The following is a 24,146-nucleotide window of genomic DNA, read 5'->3' as shown; positions in this document are numbered from 1 at the left end:
CATGAGCGTCGGCGCGCCGGACCGGGAGGAGTACGGCCCCCGGTCCCGGCCACTGCCGTTCGAACGCGGCACGGACGGGCCCCGGGTGGTGCTCGTCGGCGTGGACGGCACCCGGACGTCGCTGCGGGCCGCCTCGTACGCGGCCGGGCTCGCCCGGCGGCAGGGCTCGGCCCTCGTCGTGGTCCTCGTCCACTCCCCCGCCCTCTACACCGCGCTGGCCGACGGCGTGGTGGCCGGGGCGGTGCAGCGCACCCACGACGACCTCGCCGCCGACCTGCGTGCGGAGTGCCGCCGCGAGGCGGAGAGCCTGGGCCTGCCGGTCATCTTCCTGTCCCGGCGCGGCGACCCCTACGCCGAGCTCTCCGCCGCCGCCGACGAGACGCTCGCCGACCTGGTCGTGGTCGGCGCCTCCGAGCGGGCCGGACGCCGGCTGGTCGGCTCCGTCGCCACCCGCCTGGTCCGCGCCGGGCGCTGGCCGGTCGTGGTGGTGCCCTGACCCGGACCACCGCCGCCCGTGCCCCCGTGCGGGAGCAGGAGCCGGCGCGCCCCCGTGCGGGAGCAGGTGCCGGCGCGGCCCCGTGCGGGAGCAGGAGCCGGCGCGGGCCGCCAAATCCGATCGCCTGTCGTCACCCGACCGACCAGGATGGCCGGATGACCTGGAGAGCACCGCAGATCACCCGTACCCCCGAACCCCTGGTCGGCGACGAGCGCACCATGCTGGAGGGCTGGCTCGACTACCACCGGCAGACGTTGCTGCTCAAGTGCGCCGGCCTGACCGCCGAGCAGCTCCGCACGCCCAGCGTGGAACCGTCCGGGTTGACCCTGCTCGGCCTGGTACGGCACATGGCCGAGGTGGAGGCCTGGTGGTTCCGGGAAAACGCCGCCGGCCAGACCGTCGACTACCCGTACTTCACCGACGAGAACCCGGACGCCGACTTCGACGTGACCGACGCCGACGCCGAGGCCGACCTGGCCGTCTTCGGGCAGCAGGTCGAGCTGGCGCGGGCCGCCGCCGTGGGGCGGTCCCTCGACCAGACCTTCACCGACCGGCGCGGCCGGGAGCGCAACCTGCGCTGGGTGTACGTGCACATGATCGAGGAGTACGCCCGGCACAACGGCCACGCCGACCTGCTCCGGGAACGCGTCGACGGGGTCACCGGCGACTGACCCGCCACCACTGACGCCGGTGGGCCCGACGGGTCAGTACGCCAGCGCGGCCCGGACGTACCGCAGCCCCTCTACCCCGCTCCACCGGTACGCCGGCAGCCCGGCGACCCGGGCACCGCTGACCATCCGGTCGTCGTCGTCGACGAAGAGCACCCGGTCCGGCGGGGTGCGCAACGCCTCGCAGGCCGCCCGGAAGTACTCCTTGGCCGGCTTGTGCACCCCGAGGGCCGAGGAGTTGACCACGGCGTCCAGCTCGTCGGTCAGGCCGAGGGCCGCGAGGTCGGCGTCGAGCAGGTCGGTGGCGTTGGTGGCCAGCCCGACCGGGATCCCGGCGGCCCGCACCTCGCGGACGAGGGCGAGCACGTCCGGGTCCACCTCACCCCGGTACTCCTGCCACTCGGCCACCGCCGCGCGGGCCTGCTCCGGTTCCACCGCCTGACCGGCCAGCGCGTCGGCCACGCTGGTCATCCAGTCGGCGTGGCTGACCCGCCCCACCAGCACCGGCTGGAGCAGCCCCCACTGCAAGGCGATGTCGCCGAGTACCCCCGGGGTCAGGCCGTAGCGTCGTTCCACCCCGGCCGCCACGGCCGGATCCCAGCGCCGCAGGACGCCGTCGAAGTCCACCAGGAGCGCCGTCGCGCGTTCCCGAACCACTACTGATTCTCCTCGCTGCCGCGGAGCGGCTGGTCCTTGAGTCGTTGGCTGATCACCTGGGTCACCCCGTTGCGCATGGTCACCCCGTACAGCGCGTCGGCGACCTCCATCGTCCGTTTCTGGTGGGTGATGACGATCAGCTGGCTCTTCTCCCGCAACTGTGCCATCAGGGTGATCAGCCGGCCCAGGTTGACGTCGTCGAGGGCCGCCTCGACCTCGTCCATGATGTAGAACGGGCTGGGCCGGGCCCGGAAGATCGCCACCAGCATGGCCACCGCGGTCAGCGACCGCTCCCCGCCGGAGAGCAGCGAGAGCCGCTTGATCCTCTTGCCGGGCGGCCGGGCCTCCACCTCCACGCCGGTGGTGAGCAGGTCGTCCGGCTCGGTGAGCACCAGCCGCCCCTCGCCACCGGGGAAGAGCACCGTGAAGACCTGCTGGAACTCCCGCGCGGTGTCCTCGAAGGCGCTGGCGAAGACCTCCAGGATCCGCTCGTCGACGTCCTTGACCACGGTGAGCAGGTCCCGACGGGTGGCCTTGAGGTCCTCCAGCTGCTCGGAGAGGAACCTGTACCGCTCCTCCAGCGCGGCGAACTCCTCCAGGGCGAGCGGATTGACCTTGCCGAGCAGGGTCAGCTCCCGTTCCGCCTTGGCGGCCCGCTTCTCCTGCACCGCCCGCTCGTAGCGGACCGGCTCGGGCACCGGCGTCCCGTCCCGCTCGGCGGCGGCCACGTCCGCCTGGGTGGGCGGCACCGGCTGGTCCGGGCCGTACTCGCCGATCAGGGCGGCAACGTCCAGCCCGAAGTCCTCGGCCGCCTTCGCCTCCAACTGCTCGATGCGGAGCCGCTGCTCGGCGCGGGCCACCTCGTCCCGGTGCACCTGGCTGGTGAGCCGCTCCAGCTCCGCGCCGAGCCGCTTGGCCGCGCCGCGCACCTCGGACAGTTCGGCCTCCCGGCCGGCGCGTTCGGCCGCCACCGCGTCGCGGTGCTCCTCGGCCCGGGTGATCGAGGTGGACAACCGGGTCAGCGTCTCGCGGGCGCCACCGGCCACCGCGCGGGCGATGGCCGCTCCCCGGGTCCGCGCCGCCCGGCGGGCCGCCGCGCGTTCCCGGGCGGCCCGTTCGGCACCGGCCTGCCGGAGCAGGGAGTCGGCCCGGCCGGCGATCGAGGACACCCGTTCCTCGGCGGTCCGCACCGCGAGCCGGACCTCCATCTCGTTCTGCCGGGCCCGGGGCACCAGCGCGGCCAGCTGGTCGCGTTCCTCGGTGGACGGTTCCGCGTCGATCGGGGTGGCCTCGGCCAGCCGGAGCCGCTCGGCCAGCTCGGCGAGGGTCGTCAGGTCCCGCTCGCGGGCCGCCTGCGCCCGGGCCAGGGACTCCCCGAGCCGGTCGGTCTCCCCCCTGGCGCTGCGGGCGGCGGCCCCGAGTTCGGCCAGCCGGCGGGCGGCGGCGTTACGGTGGCTCTCCGCCTCCCGTTTGGCGGCGGCGGCGTGCTGCACCGCCTCCTTCGCGCCGGCCACCTCGGCCCGCGCGTCGACGAGTTGGTCGCGTAGCTCGGCGCTGGTCCGCTCGGCGGCGAGCCGGTTCGACCGGGCCTCCTCGACAGCCGCGGTCACCTCGATGAAGCTGGGTGCCTTCGCCGAGCCGCCGGCTGCCGCGTACGCCCCGACCACGTCGCCGTCCGGGGTGACCGCCCGAAGCTCCGGGTTGGCGGCGACCGCCTCGGCGGCGGCGGCGAGGTCGTCGACGAGCACCACGTCCCGTAGCGCCCGGTGCACCGCCGGACGGAGGTGCGCCGCGCACTCGACCAGGTCGGGGGCCCAGCGGGCGTGGTCGGGCAGTTTCGGGCGCAGCGCCTCGGCGGAACCGTCCATGCCGGGGCCGGCGGGGCTGCCGACCAGCAGCCCGGCCCGGCCCGCGTCGGCGATCTTCAGCAGCCGCATCGCCTCGACCGCCTCGTCGACGCCGGTGACCGCGACCGCGTCGGCCAGTCCGCCGAGCGCGGCGGCGAGGGCCGCCTCGTGACCGGGGGCGACGGTGAGCAGCCCGGCCAGGCTGCCGAGCAGGCCGGGCACCTCGCCGGCGCGGGCGAGCAGCGCACCCGCCCCGTCCTTGCGGCGCAGGCCGAGGGCGAGCGCCTCCTCCCGGGCCTTCCAGGTGGCGGCGTCCTTCTCCGCCGTCCGCTCGGCGTCGGTCAGCGTCCGGACGCCGGCCTGCGCCCGTTCGTGGGCGGCGACCGCCTCGGCGTGCCGGGCGTCCAGGTCGGCGTTGTCCCGGTCCGCCTCGGTGGACTGCTCGGCCACCGCGTCCAGCTCGGCCTGGGCCTGGTCGGCGCGGGCGAGGGCGTCGGCGTGCGCGGCGGCGAGCCGTTCGATCTCCTCCCCGGCGCTGGTGGTCCGGGCCCGGGCGGAGTTGACCTGGCCGGTGAGGCGGGCCAGGCCCTCGCGCCGGTCCGCGATGGCCTTCGCCGCGGCGACCAGTTCCCGTTCGGCGGCGGCGAGCTGCCGTTCCAGCTCCTGCCGGTGCTCGACCGCCTCGGCGAGCCGGATCTGGTCCTCGGTGAGGGCGGCGCGCAGGTCCTCCTCCTGCTCGCGGACCCGCTCCGCCTCCGCTTCCAACTGGTCCGGGTCGCGGCCGGGACGCTCGTCGTCCCCGGCGGCGCTGAGGTGCCGCAGCCGCTCCCGGGCGAGCTGCTCGATCGACCGGAACCGCTCGGAGAGCGCGGAGAGCTTGTACCAGGTGTCCTGGGCGGCGGCGAGCAGCGGCGCGTCCTCGGCCAGCGCCGCCTCCAGCTCGCCGAGACGCTCCTGCACCTGGCTGTGCTCGGCCTCCACCTGCTCCCGGCGGTCCCGCAGCGCGGCCTCGTCGGCGATCTCCCGGTCGAGGGTGGCCCGGAGGGTGGCCAGGTCGTCGGCGAGCAGCCGCAGTCGGGCGTCGCGCAGGTTGGCCTGGATGGCGGCGGCCCGGCGGGCCACCTCGGCCTGCCGGCCCAGCGGTTTGAGCTGGCGACGCAGTTCGGCGGTGAGGTCGGTGAGCCGGTTGAGGTTGGTCTGCATCGCGTCCAGCTTCCGCAGCGCCTTCTCCTTGCGCTTGCGGTGCTTCAGGACGCCCGCCGCCTCCTCGATGAAGGCCCGCCGGTCCTCGGGCTTGGCGTGCAGCATGCCGTCGAGCCGGCCCTGGCCGACGATGATGTGCATCTCCCGGCCGATGCCGGAGTCCGACAGCAGTTCCTGGATGTCGAGCAGGCGGCAGGAGTCGCCGTTGATCTCGTACTCGCTCTCACCGGAGCGGAACATCCGGCGGGTGATGGAGACCTCGGTGTACTCGATCGGCAGGGCGCCGTCGGTGTTGTCGATGGTGAGGGTCACCTCGGCCCGGCCGAGCGGGGCGCGGCCGGCGGTGCCGGCGAAGATGACGTCCTCCATCTTGCCGCCGCGCAACGCCTTGGCACCCTGTTCGCCCAGCACCCAGGCGATGGCGTCGACGACGTTGGACTTGCCGGAGCCGTTCGGCCCCACCACGCAGGTGATGCCCGGTTCCAGCTTCAGCGTCGTGGTGGAGGCGAAGGACTTGAACCCCTTCACCGTCAGGCTCTTGAGATGCACCTTCTCGATCCTCGTCCGGTGGCCGCCGTACCCTCGCGGGCTGCCGCGCCGGGCTCGGTTGCCGTGCCGTGGTGGGCCGCGCGGACCTGGTCAACCCGCAGAGTAACCCGCTGCCGGGCGGGCCCCGGTACGCGACCCACCACACGGGGAGCCGGAGACAGGGGCGGGAACGAGCGGTGCACAGAGCTGCGCGCCGGCACATACGTGTCGGCGCGCGATGTGTTTCTACTGCGATTCAGTTTTCCGGTGACCGGAGATCAGGTCAGCGCGGGCTCGGCCAGCCGGAGCAGGTCGTCCGCCTCCGACGCCGCCGCCGCGAGCCGATCGTTCTCGGCCCGTACACGCGTGATCTCGAACTCCAGTGCCTGAACCCTGGCACGCAGCCGGGTGACCTCGTCGAGCAGGCGCCGGTCGGACGCCGCACCAACGTGGCCGTACAGGGCCTTCGCCATTTTGACTCCTCGATATGCGCTGCCGGAACGGCCGGCCAACGCGCGCCCACTGGTTCGCGGCTGCCATGCCGAGGAAATTCGGGCACGACTGGGCGCGACTGGCGACACTTCTATATTGGGCCGCCAACCCCTGTTTCGTCAAGTTCCCGCAGGCCGTGGATCATCACCGTGTCAATCCGAACGTCACTCGGATCACCCTCGGGCACGGACGGGCGCCGTCCGGACCGCACCACTGTAACTCCGCAGGGTGTCGAAGCGGTCACCCCGCGAACCCGTTTCGCCTTAACTCTTTCTTAGTGGCATTGCCGCTGCTCAGAACCACCACGTAGCGTCACCCCGGCCCGTGAACCCGACCCGTGGAGGCACCGGAGTGTACGGCTGGACCGACCCGATGGAACCGGACAGCGCCGGCCGGCGCCCCGAGCCGCCGACGGAGGGGTCGCCATACCTGGACAACGGTCGCCCGATGCCCCGTTCGGCGTACCTCTTCGGAGACGAGCCGGAGGAGCCGACCGCCGGCTGGCCCGACGGGCCGCACGCCGGTCGCCAGCACGGCGGGCGGCCGACCGGGTACGCGTGGACCGGCCAGACCCACCACGCCCCACCGCCGGTGGACCCGGGACGGACCGGACCCGGCACGGACGCCCCGGTCCACCGTCGGCCCGCCAGCATGCCGGTCGGCGACGGCCGTCACCGGTCGCGTCGCCGCTTCCCCCGGCCGTTCCTGGTCGTGGGCACCGCTGCGGCGGCCACACTCGTGGTGGCCGTCGGCGTCGGCGCGGTACTGCTGCCCGAGGACGCCCCGCCCGCCGCGGTGACCGCCGAGGAGCTGCCGATGGCCCCGCCCCTGCCCGGCACCGGCCTGTCCCCCTCGGCGTCGGCCAGCGCCAGCCCCTCCCTCCGGACGGCCAGCCCGACCCCCTCGCCGAGCCGGAGCATCACGCCGACGCCGGCCCCGAGCCGCACCACCGCCCCCTCGCGGCGCACCGTCGAGCGGACCAAGACCCCGACCGCCCGCGCCACGACCGCCGCCGCGCCGGCCACCGGAGGCACCGAGCAGGCCCAGGTCGTCGCCCTGGTCAACGCCGAACGGGCCAGGGCCGGCTGTGGCGCGGTGAGCGTCGACACCAAGCTGACCACCGCCGCGCAGCGGCACAGCGACGACCAGGCCGCCAACCGGAAGATGTCGCACACCGGCAGCGACGGCAGCAACGTCGGCGACCGCCTCGACCGCGTCGGCTACGACTGGCGCGGTTACGGCGAGAACGTCGCCTGGAACCAGCAGACCCCGGCTGCGGTGATGTCCGCCTGGATGAACAGCTCCGGCCACCGGGCCAACATCCTGAACTGCGCGTTCACCGAGATCGGGGTCGGCGTGGCCCGCAGCAACGGTCCGTACTGGACGCAGGTCTTCGGTACCCCGGGCTGACCGTCGCCGGATCCGGCTCCGGCGACGTCCCTCGGCGTCGGGGCCGGGCGTCGCGCGGTGGTCGGTCAGACGCGCGACGCCGTACGGGGCCGGGGCTGGCACCGGGGGCAGCTGTACGACGACCGGTTCATGAACGGCTCCCGTCGGATCGGCGCGCCGCACCGCCGACACGGCTCACCCTCGCGGCCGTAGACGTTCAGGGACCGGTCGAAGTAGCCGCTCTCCCCGTTCACGTTGACGTAGAGCGCGTCGAAGCTCGTCCCGCCCGAGGTGATCGCCTCGCCCAGCACGTCCCGGACGTGGCCGAGCAGCCGCGTCGCGGCCGGACCGGTCATCGCGTCGGTGGGGCGGGCACCGTGCAGCCCGGACCGCCAGAGCGCCTCGTCGGCGTAGATGTTGCCCACCCCGGAGATCAGGGTCTGGTCGAGCAGGGCGCGCTTGACCTCGGTACGCCGCCGCCGCAGCGCGCCGACGAACCCGGCGTCGGAGAAGGCCGGGTCCATCGGGTCCCGGGCGATGTGCGCGATCTCGGCGGGTAACTCCGCCCCACCGGCGGAGACGGCGAGACCGCCGAACGTCCGCTGGTCGACGAAGCGCAGCTCCGGCCCGCCGTCGGCGAAGGTGAACCGGACCCGCAGGTGCAGTTCGTCGGGGGCCTCGGCGGGCTGGACGAGGAGCTGCCCGGACATGCCGAGGTGTCCGACCAGCGCGTCCCCGCTGTCGAGCGGGAGCCAGAGGTACTTCCCGCGCCGCCGGGCGTCCCGGATCGTCCGGCCACCGAGCACGTCGGTGAAGTGCGTCGCGCCGGGCAGGTGCCGGCGTACCGCCCGGGGGTGGCGGACCTGCACCGCGTCGATCCGCCGCCCGGACACCCAGCGGGCCAGGCCCTGCCGGACGGTCTCCACCTCGGGCAGTTCAGGCACGGCCGGCCTCCGGACGGGCGTCGGGGGTCACGTCCGCGGGAACCCGGCCGTCGGGCAGGTCGACCACGACCATTTCGGCGACGGCCACGGAGCGGTCGGCGGCGGGGGCACCAGCCGGGGCGGACGCGTCAGGGGCGACAGCCTCGGGAGCCGCCTCGGCGGGGGCGGCCTCGGGAGCTGCGGCGTCGGCCTCGGCCTGCTCGGTGAGGGTCCGCCAGGCCGACTCGGCCGCCCGCTGCTCGGCCTCCTTCTTGCTGCGCCCCTCCGCGCCGCCGTACCGGTTGCCGGCGACCACCACCCAGGCGGTGAAGGTCTTCAGGTGGTCCGGTCCGGCCCCCTCGATGCGGTACTCCGGCACGCCCAGGCCGAGCGCCGCGGTCAGCTCCTGGAGGCTGGTCTTCCAGTCCAGCGCCGCCCCCCGGCCGGCCGACTCGGCCATCAGCGGGTCGAAGAGCCGGTGGATGACCTCCGCCGCGATGTCCAGGCCGTACTGGAGGTAGATCGCGCCGAGCAGCGCCTCCAGGGTGTCGGCCAGGATGCTGGCCTTGTTCCGGCCGCCGGTCGCCTCCTCGCCCTTGCCGAGGAGGAGGTACTGGCCGAGGCCCTCCGGACCCAGTCCCCGGGCCACCTCGGCCAACGCGCGCATGTTGACCACGCTGGCCCGCAGCTTCGCCAGCTGCCCCTCCGGGAGATCCGGGTGGTTACGGAAGAGCGCGGTCGTGATCACCACTCCGAGCACCGAGTCGCCGAGGAACTCCAGCCGCTCGTTGGTGGGCAGGCCACCGTTCTCGTACGCGAACGAGCGGTGGGTCAGCGCGCGTTCCAGCAGCTCCGGGTCCAGCGACACGCCGAAGGCCGCCTCCAGATGGCCCACCGGGGCACGGCGACGCTTGTCGTTGTTCATGGGATCACCTCGGTGTGCGTGGTGCGGTCGGAAGTGTCGGCGGGGCGACCGGCGGCGAGCAGGGAGGCGACCCGGGCCGTGGCGTCGCAGCGCCACAGGTGGGCGGCGAGCGCGATACCGGAGGCGACGTCCTCCCCGTCCGCGGCGCCGTGGCACACGACCACCGTCCCGGCCACGCCGAGCAGGGCCGCGGCCCGGGGGACGCCGCCGCCCTCCGGCGGCCCGCCGGCCATCGCGTACGCGCCCTCGATCGCCTTGAGCAGCACGTTACCGGTGAAGCCGTCGGTCACCACCACGTCGGCACGCTCGCCGAGCGCGACGTCGTAGCCCTCGACGAGGCCGACGTACCGACCGCCGCAGGGCAGCGACAGCGCGGCCAGCAGCGGGTCGGCGGCCCGGCGGAGCCGGTCGCCCTTGCCGGGCTCGGTGCCGACCGAGAGGAGGCCGACCCGGGGGGCGGTGACCGTGTGGGCGACCGCGGCGTACGCCGACCCGAGCACGGCGTGCCGGGCGAGCGTGGTGCTCCGGGGTTCCAGGTTGCCGCCGACGTCGAGCAGCACCACCGGACCGGCGACCGCCGGGAGGGTGGCGACCAGGGCCGGGCGGCGCACGTCCGGCCAGCGGCCGAGGCCGAGCGCGGCGGCGGTGACCGTGGCGCCGGTCGACCCGGCGGAGACGACCGCGTCCGCGGTGCCCTCGGCCACCGCGGCGACCGCCGCCCGGACGGTCGTCGCGGCCCGGGGCGCGCGGATGGGCTGGTCGGCCATGGTGACGGCGTGCCGGACCTGGCGCACGGTCACCCGGCTGCGCTGTTCCGGAGTGAGCACGCCAACGAGCCCGCCGGCCACCTCGGTGGGGCCGACGAGCAGCAGATGCAGGTCCGGGTCGGCGCGCAGGGCTCGCAGAGCGCCGTCAACCACGACGGCGGGTGCGTGGTCCCCGCCGAGGAGGTCAACGGCGATCCGCGCGGTGCCCGGCTCCACCGGAACACCGGTCGGGACGTCCCGACCGGCGACGGAGGAAGCCGGCACACCGGGCGATCGCCACGACGTGCGCGCCACCCGACCCGAGGTCGGAGGCGTCACCCGGCGTCCAGGTCAGACCTCGAGGACCTGGCGGCCGTTGTAGGTGCCGCAGACGGAGCAGGCGGCGTGCGGCAGCTTGGCCGACTTGCACTGCGGGCAGGCCACGGTCGCGACCACGGCCGCCTTCCAGTTCGCCCGGCGGGACCGGGTGTTGCTGCGCGACATCTTGCGCTTCGGGACGGCCACGGTTCTTACTCCTCTTTACGGGTCAGTTGCGACAGGCCCGCCCAACGCGGGTCGATCTGCTGGTGACTGTGGTCGGCCGGCAGATCGTCCCAATGCACCCCGCACTCGGGGCACAGTCCTGGGCAGTCCTCCCGGCAGCGCGGGTTGGTCGGCAGCGTGAGCACCACCGCGTCCCGCAGTGCCGGTTCCAGGTCGATCAGATCGCCCTGCATCCGGCCCACCTCGTCCTCCTCGGTCGTGGCGTCCGTGGTGCTGTTCGCGTAGGCGTACAGCTCCTGGATCGTCACGGCCACGGAATCGTTGATCTCCCGGAGGCACCGGCCGCACTCGCCCCGCACGGGACCGGAGACCCGCCCCGAGACGAGCACGCCCTCGGACACCGACTCCAACCTCAGATCGAGGTCGAGGTCCGCGCCCTCCGGCACGCTGATCAACTCCACGCCGAGGTCCGCCGGTGCCGGGACCACCCGCTTGACCGTACGCAGAGCGCCAGGTCGGCGCGGTAGCTCCCTCGTGTCGAGGACCAGCGGCGACCTGGGGTCGAGGTGCGATGGCGAGTGCTTGGGCATAGTTAGACTCCGGCCGTGGACAGGCCGACACAAGAGGTTACCTGGACCGCCGCCCCACCGTCGAACCGGGGGCGACCGCCAGCGGCACCCCGGCCGGCCGCTGAGATGCCGCTCAGAAGGTTAGCGGGCGCTCCGAGTCGTCGCCCCCGAAGGTGCCGATCTCGCGCAACGCGTGCATCTTGTCCCGGCCGCGCTCGATCGAGGCGAGGGCGCGGGTCAGGAACTGCTCGAAGTTGGCCAGCGCGGTGTCGACGTAGTCGTCGACCTCCTCGCGCAGCCGCTGGGCCTCGGCCCGCGCCTCGGCGATGATCCGGGCGCCCTCGTGCTCGGCGGAGACGGTGATCTCGTTGACCGAGACCAGCCGGGCGTGCTCGGCCTCACCCTCGCTGATGATCCGGTCGGCCTCCCGCTTACCGGCCTCCATGATCTTGTCCCGCTCCCCCAGGAGCACCGCGGCCCGACGCAGGTCGGCGGGGAGTTCGGCGCGCAGCTCGTCGAGCGCGGCGATCATCTCGCCCCGGTCGACCATGCAGTTGTTCCGGGACATCGGGACGGAACGGGCCGTATCCACCATGGCGATCAGTTCGTCGATGCGGTCGAGCGGGTCCACCGGTGTACCTCACTCCTGTCGTCGTCGGCCGACCTCCATGATGCGGGGTGCGGCCGGGTTCCTGCTGCACCCATCATGCGGGGTGCGGACGAGAGCCGGACCATCCCGCCCACCCGGCGCGTCGCCACGCCGACCGCCCCCGGGACGGGTCAGCTCCGCCGCTGGGCGGTCAGCCGGGTCCGCAGCTGTTCCCGGACCAGGTCGGGCACGTGCGGCGAGACGTCGCCACCCCACTTCGCGACGTCCTTGACCAGGCTGGAGGAGAGGAACGAGTAGAGCGGGTTGGTCGGCATGAAGAGTGTCTCCACGCCGGCCAGGCCGATGTTCATCTGGGCCATCTGGAGCTCGTAGTCGAAGTCGCTGACCGCCCGCAGCCCCTTGACCAGGACACTCGCCTGCTGCTCCCGGCAGAAGTCGACCAGCAGGCCCTGGAAGGAGGCCACCCGGACGTTGTCGTAGGAGGCGGTCACCTCCCGCAGCATGGCGAGCCGCTCGTCGACGGTGAACAGGCCACTCTTGGACTGGTTGATCAGCACGCCGACGATCACCTCGTCGAAGAGCCGGCTGGCCCGGCCGATGATGTCGAGGTGACCGTTGGTGACCGGGTCGAACGAGCCGGGACAGACCGCACGTCTCATGATCGGCGACCGTACCAAAGAGTGGTCTCGCCGTAGCGCCGACTGCGCTCGGCGGTGACCCCGTCCACCCATTCGACCGGCCCGGACCGGCTCGCCCGCTCGACGACCACCAGGGCGTCCCGGGCCAGCCAGCCGCCGTCGACCAGCGCCGCCAGGACCGCGCTGACCTCCCGGCCGGACACCGCGTACGGCGGGTCGGCGAAGACCAGGTCGTACGGTCCACCCCCCGGGCCGGCGGCGAGCACGGTGGACACCTTCCCGGTCACCAGCCGGGCGGCCGGAGCGGCCCGGAGCAGGGCGATGTTCTCCCGTACCACCCGGGCGGCACGCGGGTCGGACTCGACCAGCAGCACGTGCCCCGCGCCCCGGGAGACCGCCTCCAGCCCGACCGCGCCGGAGCCGGCGTAGAGGTCGGCCACCCGTGCCCCGGCCAGGTCGAGGCTCGCCTCGACCGCGCTGAACAGCGCCTCGCGGACCCGGTCGGAGGTGGGTCGGGTGCCGGCGCCGGGCGGCGCGGCGATCCGCCGCCCGCCGAGCGTCCCGGCCACGATCCGGGTCACCGTCTCTCCCTGCCCAAGGCCCAGCTCTCCCTGCCCATGGCCCAGACGCTACGCGACGTACCGGGCACGGCGACGACACGGTACGCGGCCGGCGGACATCGACCGGGTGACCGTCCGTACATCGATGATTGCACCTTCATAACATCGTCGCCGACGGTGGGGGTGCGCTGCGCCGGGCGGGGCGGTATCGCTAGGGTCCTCCCGGTGTCGGCGGTTTCTCCCCGCCGACCGACGGTGCCGGGGAGGCCCGTCACGGGACACGCGCCGACCACCGGCAGCGACCGTCCGCCGCCGCCCCGTGCCGTACCCATGACGTTCCCTGACCCCGGGAGTACGTGTGATCCGTCCCAAGCTGTCGCTGCGGCGGCCGTTCACCGTGGCCGCCGCCGGACTGGCCGGCCTCGCCACGACGTTCGCGGTCGTCACGCCGGTGACCGCCGCCAACCCCACGCCCACGCCGACCGCCTCGCCGACCGGGTCCCCGGCGTCCTCCTGCGTGCGCGCCGAGCAGGCGCGCTACACCCACACCTTCGACGGGCCGAAGGGGGAGGCCAGCATCACCCTGACCAACGGACCGCTCTGCGCGGGCGAGAAGCAGGAGTTCGCGCTCGTCTCGTACATCGCCCCGTCGGCGACGTTCGCCGTGCCGCAGTACGTCTTCGACACGTCGGTGAAGGCCTTCACCAGCGTCGCCGAGGGCGCGATCGGTGCGGTCACCAAGCTGGAGTTCGCAGTCGAGGTGCCGGCCTGTTTCACCCAGGTCGACTTCGTCTTCGGCAGTGCCGTCATCGACCCGATCACCGAGAAGGGCGACCGGTACGGCGACCGCAAGGTCGGCAGCTCCACCGGCATCGGCGCCCGCTCCACGGGTGACCGGGCCTTCTTCGACGGTCGCAGCGACGACGCCTGGTACAACGGCGGCGCGGGCACCTGCGTGCAGGCTCCGGCCGTCGAGGCCAAGTCGGACTGCACCGGCGGCGTCGAGCTGGTCCTGACCAACCGGGGCAACGTGCCGGCGACCTTCACGCTGCGCGGCAGCGGAGACTTCGCGGAGAAGGTCACCGTTCCCGCCGGCGGGAACGTGACGAAGAAGCTCACCGCCGAGCAGGGCAAGGAGATCACGGCCGAGGCCCGGGGCATGGAGACCTGGAAGGGCGGCTGGGAGAAGCCGGCCGACTGCCAGGAGCCGACGGTCGGGGAGCCGAAGACCTCCTACGACAGCACCTGCAAGGAGCTGACCCTCCAGGTCACCAACCCGGCGGACGGGATCAGCCTCACCTCCACCTTCACCCCGAGCGTGGGCGAGCCGAAGACGGTCACCTTCGCCCCGGGCACCAAGAAGGAGGTGACCTTCCCCGCCGCCGAGGGGTTGACCGTGGTCGTCACCGGCGACCTGGCCTCGGAGAAGCCGATCGCCTGGACCGCCCCGAAGGGTGGCTGCGCCGGCGGCGGTGACGGTGGCACCGGTGGCGGCGACCAGGAGGGTGGCCTGCCGGTGACCGGCGCGGCGGCCGGCGGCATCGCGGCCGGTGCGGCGGCCCTGCTCGCGCTCGGCGCGGTGCTCTTCGTCGTCGCCCGGCGTCGGCGGATCCGCTTCACCGCCTGAGCCGACCTGAGTTGAGCGTCCGAGGGGACGCCGTCGACCTCCCCGGTCGACGGCATCCCCTCGGTCCGCTCGGTCCGCTCGTGGCCGCGGTCCGCTCGTGGCCGTGGTGGTGCGCAGAGGGCCCGTCGGGGCGCCACCGCAGCCCTCAGCCCTTCTCCAGGTACTCCGCCCGCTCCTCGTCCACCAGGGCCGCCACGGACGCGGCCAGCGCCGGGTGCCGGCTCAGCTCCGGGTCCTCCGTCACCAGGGTGACCGCCTCGGAACGGGCGTCGCGGATCAGGTCCGCGTCCCGGAGCAGGGAGAGCAGCCGCAGGTGGGAACGGCGACCGGACTGGGCCGCGCCGAGCACGTCCCCCTCCCGACGCTGCTCCAGGTCGAGTTCGGCGAGCTTGAAGCCGTCGGTGGTGGAGGCGACCGCGTCCAGCCGCTCCCGGGCCGGGGTGCCCTCGGTCGCCTCGGTGACCAGCAGGCAGAGCCCGGCGGCCGAGCCCCGCCCGACCCGGCCGCGCAACTGGTGCAGCTGGGACACGCCGAACCGGTCCGCGTCCAGGACGATCATCACGGTGGCGTTCGGGACGTTCACCCCCACCTCGACGACCGTGGTGGCGACCAGCACGTCCAGCCCACCGTCGGCGAAGGAGCGCATCACCGCGTCCTTCTCGTCGGCGGGCAGCTTCCCGTGCAGCACCCCGATCCGCAGCCCGTGCAGGGGGCCCTCGGCCAGCAGCGGGGCCACCTCGGTCACCGCCAGCGGTGGCCGCCGGCCGGTGTCGTCCTCCTTCGGGGCCTCCTCCTCCGCGGTCAGTCCCTCGCCGATCCGGGGGCAGACCACGTACGCCTGGTGGCCGGCCGACACCTCCTCACGCAGCCGACGCCAGGCCCGGTCCAGGTAGGCCGGCTTCTCGGCGGCCGGCACCACGTGCGAGGCGATCGGCGACCGGCCGCGCGGCAACTGGGCCAAAGTGGAGATCTCCAGGTCGCCGTAGACGGTCATGGCGACCGTCCGGGGGATCGGGGTGGCGGTCATCACCAGCACGTGCGGCGGCTGGTCGGCCTTGGCCCGCAGGGCGTCGCGCTGCTCGACCCCGAAGCGGTGCTGCTCGTCCACCACCACCAGCCCCAGGTCGGCGAAGTCGACGCCCTCGTAGAGCAGGGCGTGGGTGCCGAGCACGATGCCGGCCCGTCCCTCCGCCACCTCGGCGAGCGCCCGCCGCCGGGCCGCCGCACCGAGCGAACCGGTGACCAGTTCGACCCGGGTGGCGTGCTCGGCGGCGCCCAGCTCACCGGCGCGCGCCAGCGGGCCGAGCAGCTCCTGGATCCCCCGGTGGTGCTGGGCGGCGAGCACCTCGGTCGGGGCGAGCAGCGCCGCCTGGCCACCGGCGTCGACCACCTGGAGCATCGCCCGCAACGCGACGAGGGTCTTGCCCGAGCCGACCTCGCCCTGCAACAGCCGGTGCATCGGATGCCCGGTGGCCAGGTCGGCGGCGATCTCCCGGCCGACGTCCCGCTGGCCGCCGGTCAGCTCGTACGGCAGGCCGGCGTCGAAGGCGGCGAGCAGCCCGTCCGGCTGCGGCGGCCGGGGTCGCGCCGGCCGGTCGGCGGCCCGGTGCTTGCGCTGCACCAGCGTCACCTGGACGGCGAACGCCTCGTCCCACTTCAGCCGCCGCCGGGCCCGGTAGAGGGCCTCCTTGGTGGACGGTCGGTGGATCTCCCGCAGGGCCGGGTCGAGGCCGACCAGGTTGCGGGCGGCCCGGAGGGTGCCCGGCAGCGGGTCCTCCGGGGAGGTGAAGGTGTCCAGCACCGTCCGGACGCACTTGGCGATCACCCAGGTGGGCACCGCCGCCGCGGCCGGGTACACCGGGATCAACGCCCCGGCGAACTCCTCGACCTCCTCGCTGGCCGCCGCCTCGCCCTCGCCCCCCTCGCCGAGCAGCACGTACTCCGGCCCGTTGAGCTGGCGTCGCCCCCGGAACTCGGTGACCTTGCCGGCGAACAGGCCCCACCGACCGGGCCGCAGCTCCCGTTCCCGCCACGCCTGGTTACCGAAGAAGGTGAGGGTGAGGGTGCCGCCGGAGCCGTCCCCGACGGTCACCTCCAGCAGGTTGCCCCGGCGCTGCCGCATCGGGCGCACCGCCGTGCGCTGCACCTGGGCCAGGACGGTCACCTGCTCGCCGACGTCCAGCGACCGGATGTCGGTGTGCTCGCCGCGCTCGTCGTACCGGCGCGGGAAGTGGTAGACCAGGTCGCCGGCGGTGTGCAGGTCGAGATGGCCGGCGAGGGCCTTCGCGGTCTTCTCCCCGACCAGGTTCTTCAGCGGTGTGTCCACCGTGGACGACTCGGTCATTCGACCCCCACCAGGAGCGGATAGTGCGGCTGGCCCCCGGCGTACGCCTGGACCTCGACGAACGGCCAGCGGCGCTCGACGTGCGCCCGGACGGCGTCGACCAGCCCGGTCGGCGCGTCCGCCCCCGCGAGCAGGGTGACCAGCTCCCCGCCGCCGCCGAGCATCCGGTCCAGCAGCGCGGTGCAGGTGTCGAGCAGGTCGGCGCCGATCAGGTGCACCTCCCCCTCGACCAGGGCCAGCACGTCGCCCCGCCGGCACGGACCGGCGACGGTGAGCGCCTCCCGGCCGGCGTGGCAGACCTCGGCGTACCGGCAGGCCCCGGCGGCCTCGGCCATCGCGATGACGTCGTCCTCGAACGACCGCGACGGGTCCCGGACGGCGAGGGCGGCGAGCGCCTGCACCGACGAGCGGGTCGGCACCACGCTCACCTTCACCCCGAACGGTTGCGCCTGGCGGACCACCTCCCCGGCGACCGCCGCGGTGGCGGAGTCGTCCGGCAGCACCACCACCCTGGCCGCCCCGGTCGCCCGGACCGCGTCGAGCAGTTCCCCGATCGAGGGGTTGGCGGGGACCACGGCCGCGCCCTCCCGGGAGAAGATCGCGGCGAGGCCCGCGCCGGGGGCGACCACCACCGCGGCGCGGGCCGCGCCGTCCGGCTTCGGCGGCCCGGCGGGCGCCGGCTGGTCGGCGAAGCGGGTCACCGAGATCCGGTACGGCCGCCCGGCCTCCACCCCGGCCTCGACCGCCGCGCCGACGTCGTTGACGTGGACGTGGACGTTCCAGGTGCCGGGCTCCCCCGGCGGCGGGTCGTCGCCGACCACCACCAGCGAGTCGCCGAGCGCGTCGAGGGTGGCACGCATCCGGGCCACCGCCGCCGGCTCGGCGTCGAGCAGGAACTGCACCTCGTAGGCGTACGCGTCGGAGCCGCTCTCACGGGCGGCGGTGGTCGGCGGGCGGACCGGACGGCGCGGCGGGGCCGGCCGGGCGGGCACGTCCCCGGTGACCACCTCGACCAGGGCGTCCAGCAGCAGGCAGAGGCCCCGCCCACCGGCGTCGACCACGCCGGCGCGGGCCAGCTCCGGCAACTGCTCCGGAGTACGCTCCAACGCCCGGCTCGCCGCGCCGGCCGCCGCCCGGGTCACCGCGCGGAGATCGTCGCTGGCCACCTCCGCCGCCCCGTCCGCCGCGGCGGCGGCCACGGTGAGCAGCGTCCCCTCGACCGGGTGGGCGACCGCGCGCCGGGCGGCGACGGAGGCGGCCCGCAACGCCTCGGCCAGGGCCCGGCCCCGGATCGCCGGGACGGGGGCGAGGGTGTCGGCCAGACCGCGCAGGATCTGCGCGAGGATCACCCCGGAGTTGCCCCGGGCGCCGAGCAGCGCCCCCCGCGCCATCAGCCGCCACACGTGGCCGTGCGGGCCGGTCCCGCCCTCCGGCGAGGTGTCGAGGTCCATCCCCAGGGCCTGCTGGGCGGAGGTGAGGGTGAGTACCAGGTTGGTGCCGGTGTCACCGTCGGGCACCGGATAGACGTTCAGGTCGTCGATCTCGCCCTGATGGCGTCGCAACGCCGCGAGCCCGATGGCGCACCAGCGACGCACCGCGGCGGCGTCCAGGGTGTCCAGCACGGCGGAAAGCCTACTGGCGGGCACCGACACCCGCCGGACAACAGGCTCCCGACGCCGCGTCGGACGGCTCCGGGCAGCGCCGTGACGCCCCGGCCGAGAGCTGTTCCGGAGGCCCTGGGGCGGGGCGGCCGGGAGCCGGTTGGCTGGTCTGCGGGGGCATCGGGTAACCTGACCAGGTTGCCCGGGCAGCACCTGCCGGCGACCCTCGTGAACGAACAAATCCCAGGAGTATCCCGTGGCTAGCGTGTGCGACGTCTGTGGCAAGGGGCCGGGCTTCGGCCACAACGTGTCCCACTCGCACCGGCGGACCAACCGCCGCTGGAACCCGAACATCCAGTCGGTGCGTACCCCGGCCGGTGGCGGCAACACCAAGAAGCTCAAGGTCTGCACCTCGTGCATCAAGGCCGGCAAGGTCACCCGCGCCTGACGCGGTAACGCCGCGCCCTACCGTCGTCATTGCCGGCGGACCCTAGAGGTCCGTCGGCACTGTCGTGTACGCCCACGACACCGTCGTGGCCGGCCAATGCTCCCACGCAGCGCGGACAGCGCCCCTCCCCGCCCCGCGCGGGGCCGACCTTCCCCGCGTACCGAACCACCCCGGAGGGCCGACCCGTGGCGCTGCACCTCACCCGAGACGAGATGATCATCGTCGGGGTGCCGCCGGGCGTACTCGGCGTCCTGGGTGAGCTGCTCCCCGTCGGCAGTGCCGTGATCGTCGAGGATCCCGAGCTGATCCGTCGCCGTGACCTGCACGGGACGCTGGCCGGGCTGCCGTTCGTCTCCCGGGTGGTGCCGGCCGCGTACCAACGGGACGCCCTCGACGTCGACGCGCTGCTGGCGGCCGAGCCGGCGCTCGCCACCGCCCGGCTGGTCATGCCCGGCGTGGAGTATGCGGTCACCGCCGCCGCGCGGCTGGCCGAACGGCTCGGCCTGCCCGGTGCCGGGGTGACCGCCGCCGAGACCTTCACCGACAAGCACCGCCTGCGCCGGCTCGCCGCCGACCACGGCCTGCCCAATCCGGAGTACGCGCTGGTCCGCACGCCGGCCGAGGCGGAGGCGTTCGTCCAGCGGGTGGGTGGACGGTGCGTGCTCAAGCCGACCCGGCGCGCGGGCAGCCTGGGGGTGCAGTTCCTCGACGGCCCGGACGCCGTGGCCGCCGCCTGGGTCGCCACCACGGACCCGCCCGGCGGCGAGGAGGAGGTTGGGATGCCCACCGAGGTGCTGGCCGAGGCGGCGCTGGCCGGTTCGGAGCACAGCGTCGAACTGCTGGTCGCCGAGGGTGAGGTGCTCTTCGGCAACGTCACCGACAAGCGGGTGCTGCCCGGTCGGCACCCGGTGGAGACCGGACACACCGTCCCGTCCGGGTTACCCGGGGCGGACTGCCGGGCCCTGCTCGACGTCGCCGGCCGGCTGGCCCGGGCGGCCGGCTTCCGCACCGGCGTGCTGCACAGTGAGTGGATTCTCGCGGACGGGGTGCCGACCCTGGTGGAGTGCGCCGCCCGGCTCCCCGGCGACCTGATCGCCGCGCTGATCGCGGTGGCGTACGAGGCGTCGTTCGTCGAGGCGTACCTGCGGGTGCTCCTCGGGGAACGCCCGGTGCTGCCGGCCCACGCGGTCGCGGCGGCGGCGGTGGAGTTCCTGATCGCCCCGCCGGGCACGGTCACCGCGATCGAGGACGTCCGCCAGGCCGGCCAGGTGCCCGGTCTGCTCGACCTGCGCCTGGACGTGGCGGTCGGCGACCGGGTGACCGAGGTGGTCTCCTCCCGGCAGCGCAGCGGTCACGTGCTGGTCTGGGGTGCCGACCCGACAGCGGCGGCACACGCGGCACGGCGCGCCGTCGGGCTGATCCGTTTCGCGGTGGCCTGACCCCGACGACACGACCGGCGTCGACCACGCGGTCGGGACGACACGACCGGCGTCGACCACGCGGTCGGGACGACACGACCGGCAGGGGCCCGGCCCCGGGGCGGCCGTCGGAGGGTACGGCCGGACGTCGCGTCCCGCCGGACCCGCGTCCGGCGTCAGAGGGTACGGCCGAAGGAGACGCAGCCCGGCGCGTCCCGGTAGTAGCCGAAGTTCGGGATCCGCTCGTAGCCGGCCGCCTCGTACATGGCGATCGCCTCGGGCTGCCGGTCCCCGCACTCCAGGACGATCCGCTTGCGGCCCCGCTCCCGCGCCGAGCGCTCCACCGCCGCCAGCACCGCCCGCGCAACGCCTCTGCCCCGGGCGGCCGGGGCGGTGTACATCCGCTTCACCTCCGCCACCTCGCCGGTGTCGCCGTGGCTGCGCCAGCCTCCGCAGCCGACCGGCTCGCCGTCCCGGTAGGCCACCAGGAACGCGCCCTGCGGCGGCTCGAACTCGGCCGCGTCGACCGGGGTCTCGTCGCCGCTGCCGCCGTACCGGGCGCCCAGATCGGCCAGGGCCGCCCGGACCAGTTGCTGCGCCACCTCGGAGTCGAAGCGCAGCACGCGGATCTCGATGTCGCTCACCCCCGCAGGGTACGACCGCCAACGGCCCAGGTCCGGGCCGGCCGGCCCGGACCTGTCGTACGTCACGTCCCGGCCGCCCCGGCCGGGGAACGCGGGTCAGCGGAAGTGATCCCAGCCGGCCGGACCGTCCCAGGGCTGGCCGTCGACGGTGACCCCGCTCCCCTCGGTCACCCGGCCGATCGCCCGCCACGGGGGCGGCAACGCCACCGCCGGTGGGAAGGTCGCGGCCAGGGCGTGATCGTCGCCGCCGCCGAGGATCCAGCGGTACGGGTCGACGCCGAGCGCCTGGGCGGCGTCGGCCATCTGCCGGGGCACCTCGAACGCGTCGCGCCGGACGTCGACGGCGACCCCGCTGGCTCGGGCCACGTGCCCGAGGTCGGCCACCAGCCCGTCCGATACGTCGATCATGGTGGTGGCGCCGAGGCGGGCGGCGTACGGCCCGGCCGGGTACGGCACCTCCGGCCGTCGGTACGCCTCGACCAGCAGCTTCGGCGTCCGGAAGCCCCGGGACAGCACGGTGTAGCCGGCCGCCGCGTACCCGATCCGGCCGGCCAGGGCGACCACGTCGCCGGGGCGGGCACCGGAGCGGAGCACCGGTGCCCGGCCCCCCAGGTCGCCGAGGGCGGTCACCGCGACGGTCAGCGTGGGGCTGGCGGACATGTCGCCCCCGACCACGCCCGCCCCGACCTTGGCGGCCTCGGCGGCCAGCCCGTCGGCGAGCCCCTCCGCCCAGCTCACGTCGATCTCCGGCGGCAGGCAGAGGGCGACCAGCAGGGCGGTCGGGCTGGCCCCCATGGCCGCGATGTCGGCGAGGTTGGCCGCCGCCGCCCGGTGCCCGACGTCCACCGCGGCGGACCAGTCCCGCCGGAAGTGCCGCCCCTCCACCAGCACGTCGGTGGAGGCGACCACCCGCCCGTCCGGGGCGGCCACCACGGCCGCGTCGTCGCCGGGGCCGAGCAGGCAGGCCGACCCGTACGACAGCCGGGCGGTCACCCGGTCGATCAGTCCGAACTCTCCGCTGCCCACGACGCTCCTGTCGTTGCCGGCGTCACCGTTGCCGCGCTCCACGCCGCTCTGCTCGCTCACCGCTTCTCCTTGACCACCGATCGGGGTCGGGCCTGGTGGGTAGGGTAGTTTCACTCCTCGGGCCGCCCCTGGTGGCGACGGACGGAGGTCGAGTCGTGGTACAGGCGTACATCCTCATCCAGACCGAGGTCGGCCGGGCACGTGACGTGGCCGGTGTGATCGCGGATCTTGCCGGCGTGGTACGGGTCGACGCCGTCACCGGGCCGTACGACGTGGTGGTGCTCACCGAGGCGAACAACGTCGACGAGCTCGGCAAACTGATTGTCAGCAAGGTGCAGATGGTGCCCGGCATCACCCGCACCCTGACCTGTTCGGTGGTGCGACTGTAAGTGGACGACGAGAAGACTCCCCCGACCGGCTCCACGGAGGCCACGGCGGCCACCGGCGCGGAGCCGACCGGCCGGGCGAGCACCGGTACGGAGCCGACCACCCCGGCGGCCACCGCCGCCGAGCCGACCCGCCCGGTGAAGCGGCGCGGCGGCTGGGACCGGTCGACGCGCACTGCGGCCCTGGTCGCCGCACTGGTCGCCCTGCCGGTCACCGTGGCCGTGGCCGGTCTCACCTTCACGGCGCTCGCACCGGACGAGCCGGCCGCCGGGCCGAGCCCGAGCGAGAGCGTGCAGGCCCTCGGGCCGAAGTCCACCGTCCCGGTGGAGATGGCCGCGCCGCCGCTGGCCGAGCGTCCGGCGACGGTCTGCCGGGCGCTGCTGTCGAAGCTCCCGTCGAGCGTCCGGGACCTGCCGCAGCGGCCGGTCACCGCCGGCCCCGAGCAGAACGCGGCGTACGGCGACCCGGCGCTCACCGTGTCCTGCGGCGTTCCCGAGCCGGCCATCCCGCTGACCGACACGGTCTGGGTGGTCGAGCAGGTCTGCTGGCACGCCAGCGAGCAGAGCGACGTCACCGTGCTCACCACCGTCGACCGGGAGGCTGCGGTCCGGGTGACGGTGCCGAAGGGGTACGAGCAGCCGTTGCAGTGGGTCAGCCCCATCTCGGAGGCGATCGTCGCCTCCATCCTCACCGCCGGGCCGGTGCCGTCCGGCTGCCGGGGCTGAGGCGTCACCGACCACGGCGGTGGCCCCACCGGGGCCACCGCCACAGCGGGTCAGGCGCGCCGCAACGCGGTCCGGATCAGCCGGTTCACCAGCTTCGGGTACTCCAGCCCGGAGGCCGCCCACATCCGGGGGAACATCGACGACGGGGTGAAGCCCGGCATCGTGTTCACCTCGTTGAGGTAGACCTCCAGCTCGGGGGTGACGAAGAAGTCGACCCGGGCCAGGCCGGCGCAGTCCAGGGCGGTGAAGGCGCGGGTGGCGTACTCGCGCACCCGCCGGGTGACGTGCTCGGGCAGGTCGGCCGGGACGTCGTACTCGCAGACCTCGTCGGCGTCGATGTACTTCGCCTCGAAGTCGTAGAAGTCGTGGTCGCCGACGACCCGCACCTCGGCGAGGACGGACGCCTCGGGCGCGCCGCCCGCCTCCCCCTCCAGCACCCCGCACTCGATCTCCCGGCCGACGACGGCCGCCTCCACCAGCACCTTGGAGTCGATCTGACGGGCCGTGGCGACCGCCGCGTCGAGCTGGGACCAGTCGGTGACCTTGCTGATGCCGAAGGACGAGCCGGCCCGGGAGGGCTTGACGAAGACCGGCAGGCCGAGGCGCTCCTTCTCCCCCTCGGTGAGGGTCGCGCCGCTGCGCAGCACCGCGTACGCGCCGACCGGGATGCCCTCGACGGCGCAGAGCTTCTTGGTGAACTCCTTGTCCATCGCGGCGGCGGAGGCGAAGACGTTCGCCCCGACGTACGGGATGCCGGCCATCTCCAGCATGCCCTGGATCGTGCCGTCCTCCCCGTACGCGCCGTGCAGCACCGGGAAGACCACGTCCACCCCGGCCAGCGCCCGGGGCCCCTCGGTCGGGTGGAGCACGATCAGGCCACCGCTGGTCGGGTCCGCCCGGAGCACCACCTCCGCCCCGGTGGCCGTGGTGATCTCCGGCAACCGGCGGTCGGCGATGGCCAGACGGGACGGGTCCCCGTCGGCCAGTACCCACTGCCCGGCGCGGGTGATGCCGACCGGCACCACCTCGAACTCGTCCGGGTCCAGCGCGCCGAGCACGCTCCCGGCGCTCACGCAGGAGATGCCGTGTTCGGGGCTACGGCCGCCGAAGACGATGGCGACGCGGGTCTTGCCTGGGGTGGTCACTGGCTTCATCTCCGGTTCGCGACTGC

At 74.4% G+C, this 24,146-nt stretch carries 24 protein-coding genes; 8 read left to right on the top strand and 16 right to left on the bottom strand.

Annotation, left to right across the window (positions count from 1 at the left end; genetic code table 11):
• Position 1: 1 nt before the first annotated feature.
• Positions 2 to 496: a universal stress protein gene (locus AB0F58_RS17510; RefSeq protein ID WP_357143505.1), complete on the top strand. Its 495-nt coding sequence runs from the start codon at positions 2 to 4 to the stop codon at positions 494 to 496.
• A 155-nt stretch (positions 497 to 651) separates the two neighbouring features.
• Positions 652 to 1,167 carry a DinB family protein gene (locus AB0F58_RS17505; protein WP_357143503.1) on the top strand — a complete coding sequence of 172 codons (516 nt, stop codon included), beginning with the start codon at positions 652 to 654 and terminating at the stop codon, positions 1,165 to 1,167.
• Positions 1,168 to 1,200: 33 nt separating this feature from the next.
• On the opposite strand, the gene AB0F58_RS17500 is transcribed toward AB0F58_RS17505, so the two are convergent.
• The 3 genes from AB0F58_RS17500 to AB0F58_RS17490 form a co-directional block, all read right to left on the bottom strand.
• Positions 1,201 to 1,821 carry an HAD-IA family hydrolase gene (locus AB0F58_RS17500; protein ID WP_357143501.1) on the bottom strand — a complete coding sequence of 207 codons (621 nt, stop codon included), beginning with the start codon at positions 1,819 to 1,821 and terminating at the stop codon, positions 1,201 to 1,203.
• The gene (smc, locus tag AB0F58_RS17495; protein WP_357143499.1) at positions 1,821 to 5,420 is read right to left on the bottom strand and encodes a chromosome segregation protein SMC; all 3,600 of its coding nucleotides are present in this window, start codon (positions 5,418 to 5,420) and stop codon (positions 1,821 to 1,823) included. The genes AB0F58_RS17500 and smc overlap by 1 nt, the downstream gene beginning before the upstream one ends.
• Positions 5,421 to 5,677: 257 nt before the next feature.
• Entirely contained in the window at positions 5,678 to 5,872 is a 195-nt protein-coding gene (locus AB0F58_RS17490) for a hypothetical protein (RefSeq protein WP_357143497.1), read from the bottom strand.
• Positions 5,873 to 6,263: 391 nt separating this feature from the next.
• Between AB0F58_RS17490 and AB0F58_RS17485 the strand changes: the two genes are divergently transcribed.
• Entirely contained in the window at positions 6,264 to 7,301 is a 1,038-nt protein-coding gene (locus tag AB0F58_RS17485; RefSeq protein WP_357143495.1) for a CAP domain-containing protein, read from the top strand.
• A 65-nt stretch (positions 7,302 to 7,366) separates the two neighbouring features.
• Here AB0F58_RS17485 and mutM read toward each other — a convergent pair whose 3' ends face one another.
• The 8 genes from mutM to rsmD form a co-directional block, all read right to left on the bottom strand.
• Positions 7,367 to 8,224 carry a bifunctional DNA-formamidopyrimidine glycosylase/DNA-(apurinic or apyrimidinic site) lyase gene (mutM, locus tag AB0F58_RS17480; RefSeq protein WP_357143493.1) on the bottom strand — a complete coding sequence of 286 codons (858 nt, stop codon included), beginning with the start codon at positions 8,222 to 8,224 and terminating at the stop codon, positions 7,367 to 7,369.
• Positions 8,217 to 9,128, bottom strand: a complete 912-nt coding sequence (gene rnc, locus AB0F58_RS17475; RefSeq protein WP_357143491.1) for a ribonuclease III — start codon at positions 9,126 to 9,128, stop codon at positions 8,217 to 8,219. Before rnc ends, mutM begins: the two co-directional genes overlap by 8 nt.
• On the bottom strand, positions 9,125 to 10,111 hold the full coding sequence (locus tag AB0F58_RS17470) for a phosphate acyltransferase PlsX (RefSeq protein WP_357143489.1): 987 nt from the start codon (positions 10,109 to 10,111) through the stop codon (positions 9,125 to 9,127). Before AB0F58_RS17470 ends, rnc begins: the two co-directional genes overlap by 4 nt.
• Positions 10,112 to 10,225: 114 nt before the next feature.
• Positions 10,226 to 10,399 carry a 50S ribosomal protein L32 gene (rpmF, locus tag AB0F58_RS17465; RefSeq protein WP_088963525.1) on the bottom strand — a complete coding sequence of 58 codons (174 nt, stop codon included), beginning with the start codon at positions 10,397 to 10,399 and terminating at the stop codon, positions 10,226 to 10,228.
• Positions 10,400 to 10,404: 5 nt separating this feature from the next.
• A complete protein-coding gene (locus AB0F58_RS17460) occupies positions 10,405 to 10,968 on the bottom strand; it encodes a YceD family protein (protein WP_357143487.1) in 564 nt (187 codons plus the stop codon).
• A 112-nt stretch (positions 10,969 to 11,080) separates the two neighbouring features.
• Complete coding sequence (locus AB0F58_RS17455; RefSeq protein WP_357143485.1) at positions 11,081 to 11,578, bottom strand: hypothetical protein; 498 nt, start codon at positions 11,576 to 11,578, stop codon at positions 11,081 to 11,083.
• A gap of 149 nt (positions 11,579 to 11,727) precedes the next feature.
• A complete protein-coding gene (gene coaD, locus AB0F58_RS17450; RefSeq protein ID WP_357143483.1) occupies positions 11,728 to 12,216 on the bottom strand; it encodes a pantetheine-phosphate adenylyltransferase in 489 nt (162 codons plus the stop codon).
• Positions 12,213 to 12,776, bottom strand: coding sequence for a 16S rRNA (guanine(966)-N(2))-methyltransferase RsmD (gene rsmD, locus AB0F58_RS17445; protein WP_357143481.1), 564 nt, complete (start codon positions 12,774 to 12,776; stop codon positions 12,213 to 12,215). Before rsmD ends, coaD begins: the two co-directional genes overlap by 4 nt.
• Positions 12,777 to 13,113: 337 nt before the next feature.
• Here rsmD and AB0F58_RS17440 point away from each other — a divergent pair, with 337 nt between their 5' ends.
• Positions 13,114 to 14,382: a cell wall anchor protein gene (locus AB0F58_RS17440; protein ID WP_357143479.1), complete on the top strand. Its 1,269-nt coding sequence runs from the start codon at positions 13,114 to 13,116 to the stop codon at positions 14,380 to 14,382.
• Between the two features lie 145 nt (positions 14,383 to 14,527).
• Here the strand turns inward: AB0F58_RS17440 and recG are convergent, their stop codons facing one another.
• Complete coding sequence (gene recG / locus AB0F58_RS17435; protein WP_357143477.1) at positions 14,528 to 16,726, bottom strand: ATP-dependent DNA helicase RecG; 2,199 nt, start codon at positions 16,724 to 16,726, stop codon at positions 14,528 to 14,530.
• The gene (locus tag AB0F58_RS17430) at positions 16,723 to 18,348 is read right to left on the bottom strand and encodes a DAK2 domain-containing protein (protein WP_357143475.1); all 1,626 of its coding nucleotides are present in this window, start codon (positions 18,346 to 18,348) and stop codon (positions 16,723 to 16,725) included. Before AB0F58_RS17430 ends, recG begins: the two co-directional genes overlap by 4 nt.
• Positions 18,349 to 18,583: 235 nt before the next feature.
• Here AB0F58_RS17430 and rpmB point away from each other — a divergent pair, with 235 nt between their 5' ends.
• Both rpmB and AB0F58_RS17420 read left to right on the top strand, forming a co-directional pair.
• Positions 18,584 to 18,775 (top strand): 50S ribosomal protein L28, encoded by a 192-nt coding sequence (rpmB, locus tag AB0F58_RS17425; protein WP_011905179.1) that lies wholly within the window; start codon positions 18,584 to 18,586, stop codon positions 18,773 to 18,775.
• A 185-nt stretch (positions 18,776 to 18,960) separates the two neighbouring features.
• Entirely contained in the window at positions 18,961 to 20,214 is a 1,254-nt protein-coding gene (locus AB0F58_RS17420) for an ATP-grasp domain-containing protein (protein WP_357143472.1), read from the top strand.
• A gap of 155 nt (positions 20,215 to 20,369) precedes the next feature.
• Here AB0F58_RS17420 and AB0F58_RS17415 read toward each other — a convergent pair whose 3' ends face one another.
• Together AB0F58_RS17415 and AB0F58_RS17410 are read right to left on the bottom strand one after the other, a co-directional pair.
• Positions 20,370 to 20,837, bottom strand: a complete 468-nt coding sequence (locus AB0F58_RS17415) for a GNAT family N-acetyltransferase (protein ID WP_357143470.1) — start codon at positions 20,835 to 20,837, stop codon at positions 20,370 to 20,372.
• A 96-nt stretch (positions 20,838 to 20,933) separates the two neighbouring features.
• A complete protein-coding gene (locus tag AB0F58_RS17410; RefSeq protein WP_357143794.1) occupies positions 20,934 to 21,905 on the bottom strand; it encodes a thiamine-phosphate kinase in 972 nt (323 codons plus the stop codon).
• 113 nt (positions 21,906 to 22,018) lie between these two features.
• On the opposite strand from AB0F58_RS17410, the gene AB0F58_RS17405 reads away from it, so the two are divergent.
• Entirely contained in the window at positions 22,019 to 22,252 is a 234-nt protein-coding gene (locus AB0F58_RS17405; RefSeq protein WP_088980226.1) for an Lrp/AsnC ligand binding domain-containing protein, read from the top strand.
• 135 nt (positions 22,253 to 22,387) lie between these two features.
• The gene (locus AB0F58_RS17400) at positions 22,388 to 22,975 is read left to right on the top strand and encodes a DUF3515 family protein (protein ID WP_357143792.1); all 588 of its coding nucleotides are present in this window, start codon (positions 22,388 to 22,390) and stop codon (positions 22,973 to 22,975) included.
• 50 nt (positions 22,976 to 23,025) lie between these two features.
• Here the strand turns inward: AB0F58_RS17400 and AB0F58_RS17395 are convergent, their stop codons facing one another.
• On the bottom strand, positions 23,026 to 24,120 hold the full coding sequence (locus AB0F58_RS17395) for a D-alanine--D-alanine ligase family protein (RefSeq protein ID WP_357143468.1): 1,095 nt from the start codon (positions 24,118 to 24,120) through the stop codon (positions 23,026 to 23,028).
• Positions 24,121 to 24,146: the final 26 nt, after the last annotated feature.

The sequence above is a fragment of the Micromonospora sp. NPDC023956 genome (genome assembly GCF_040639195.1).
Classification (GTDB): domain Bacteria; phylum Actinomycetota; class Actinomycetes; order Mycobacteriales; family Micromonosporaceae; genus Micromonospora.
This window is presented reverse-complemented; position numbering and strand designations above follow the sequence as displayed.

Bases quoted from the DNA above. Each gene is read 5' to 3' on its own strand.
- AB0F58_RS17460 (WP_357143487.1), bottom strand. From the start codon at position 10,968: ATGCCCAAGCACTCGCCATCGCACCTCGACCCCAGGTCGCCGCTGGTC.
- coaD (WP_357143483.1), bottom strand. From the start codon at position 12,216: ATGAGACGTGCGGTCTGTCCCGGCTCGTTCGACCCGGTCACCAACGGT.
- AB0F58_RS17485 (WP_357143495.1), top strand. From the start codon at position 6,264: ATGGAACCGGACAGCGCCGGCCGGCGCCCCGAGCCGCCGACGGAGGGG.
- AB0F58_RS17510 (WP_357143505.1), top strand. From the start codon at position 2: ATGAGCGTCGGCGCGCCGGACCGGGAGGAGTACGGCCCCCGGTCCCGG.
- recG (WP_357143477.1), bottom strand. From the start codon at position 16,726: ATGACCGAGTCGTCCACGGTGGACACACCGCTGAAGAACCTGGTCGGG.
- AB0F58_RS17490 (WP_357143497.1), bottom strand. From the start codon at position 5,872: ATGGCGAAGGCCCTGTACGGCCACGTTGGTGCGGCGTCCGACCGGCGC.
- rnc (WP_357143491.1), bottom strand. From the start codon at position 9,128: ATGAACAACGACAAGCGTCGCCGTGCCCCGGTGGGCCATCTGGAGGCG.
- AB0F58_RS17505 (WP_357143503.1), top strand. From the start codon at position 652: ATGACCTGGAGAGCACCGCAGATCACCCGTACCCCCGAACCCCTGGTC.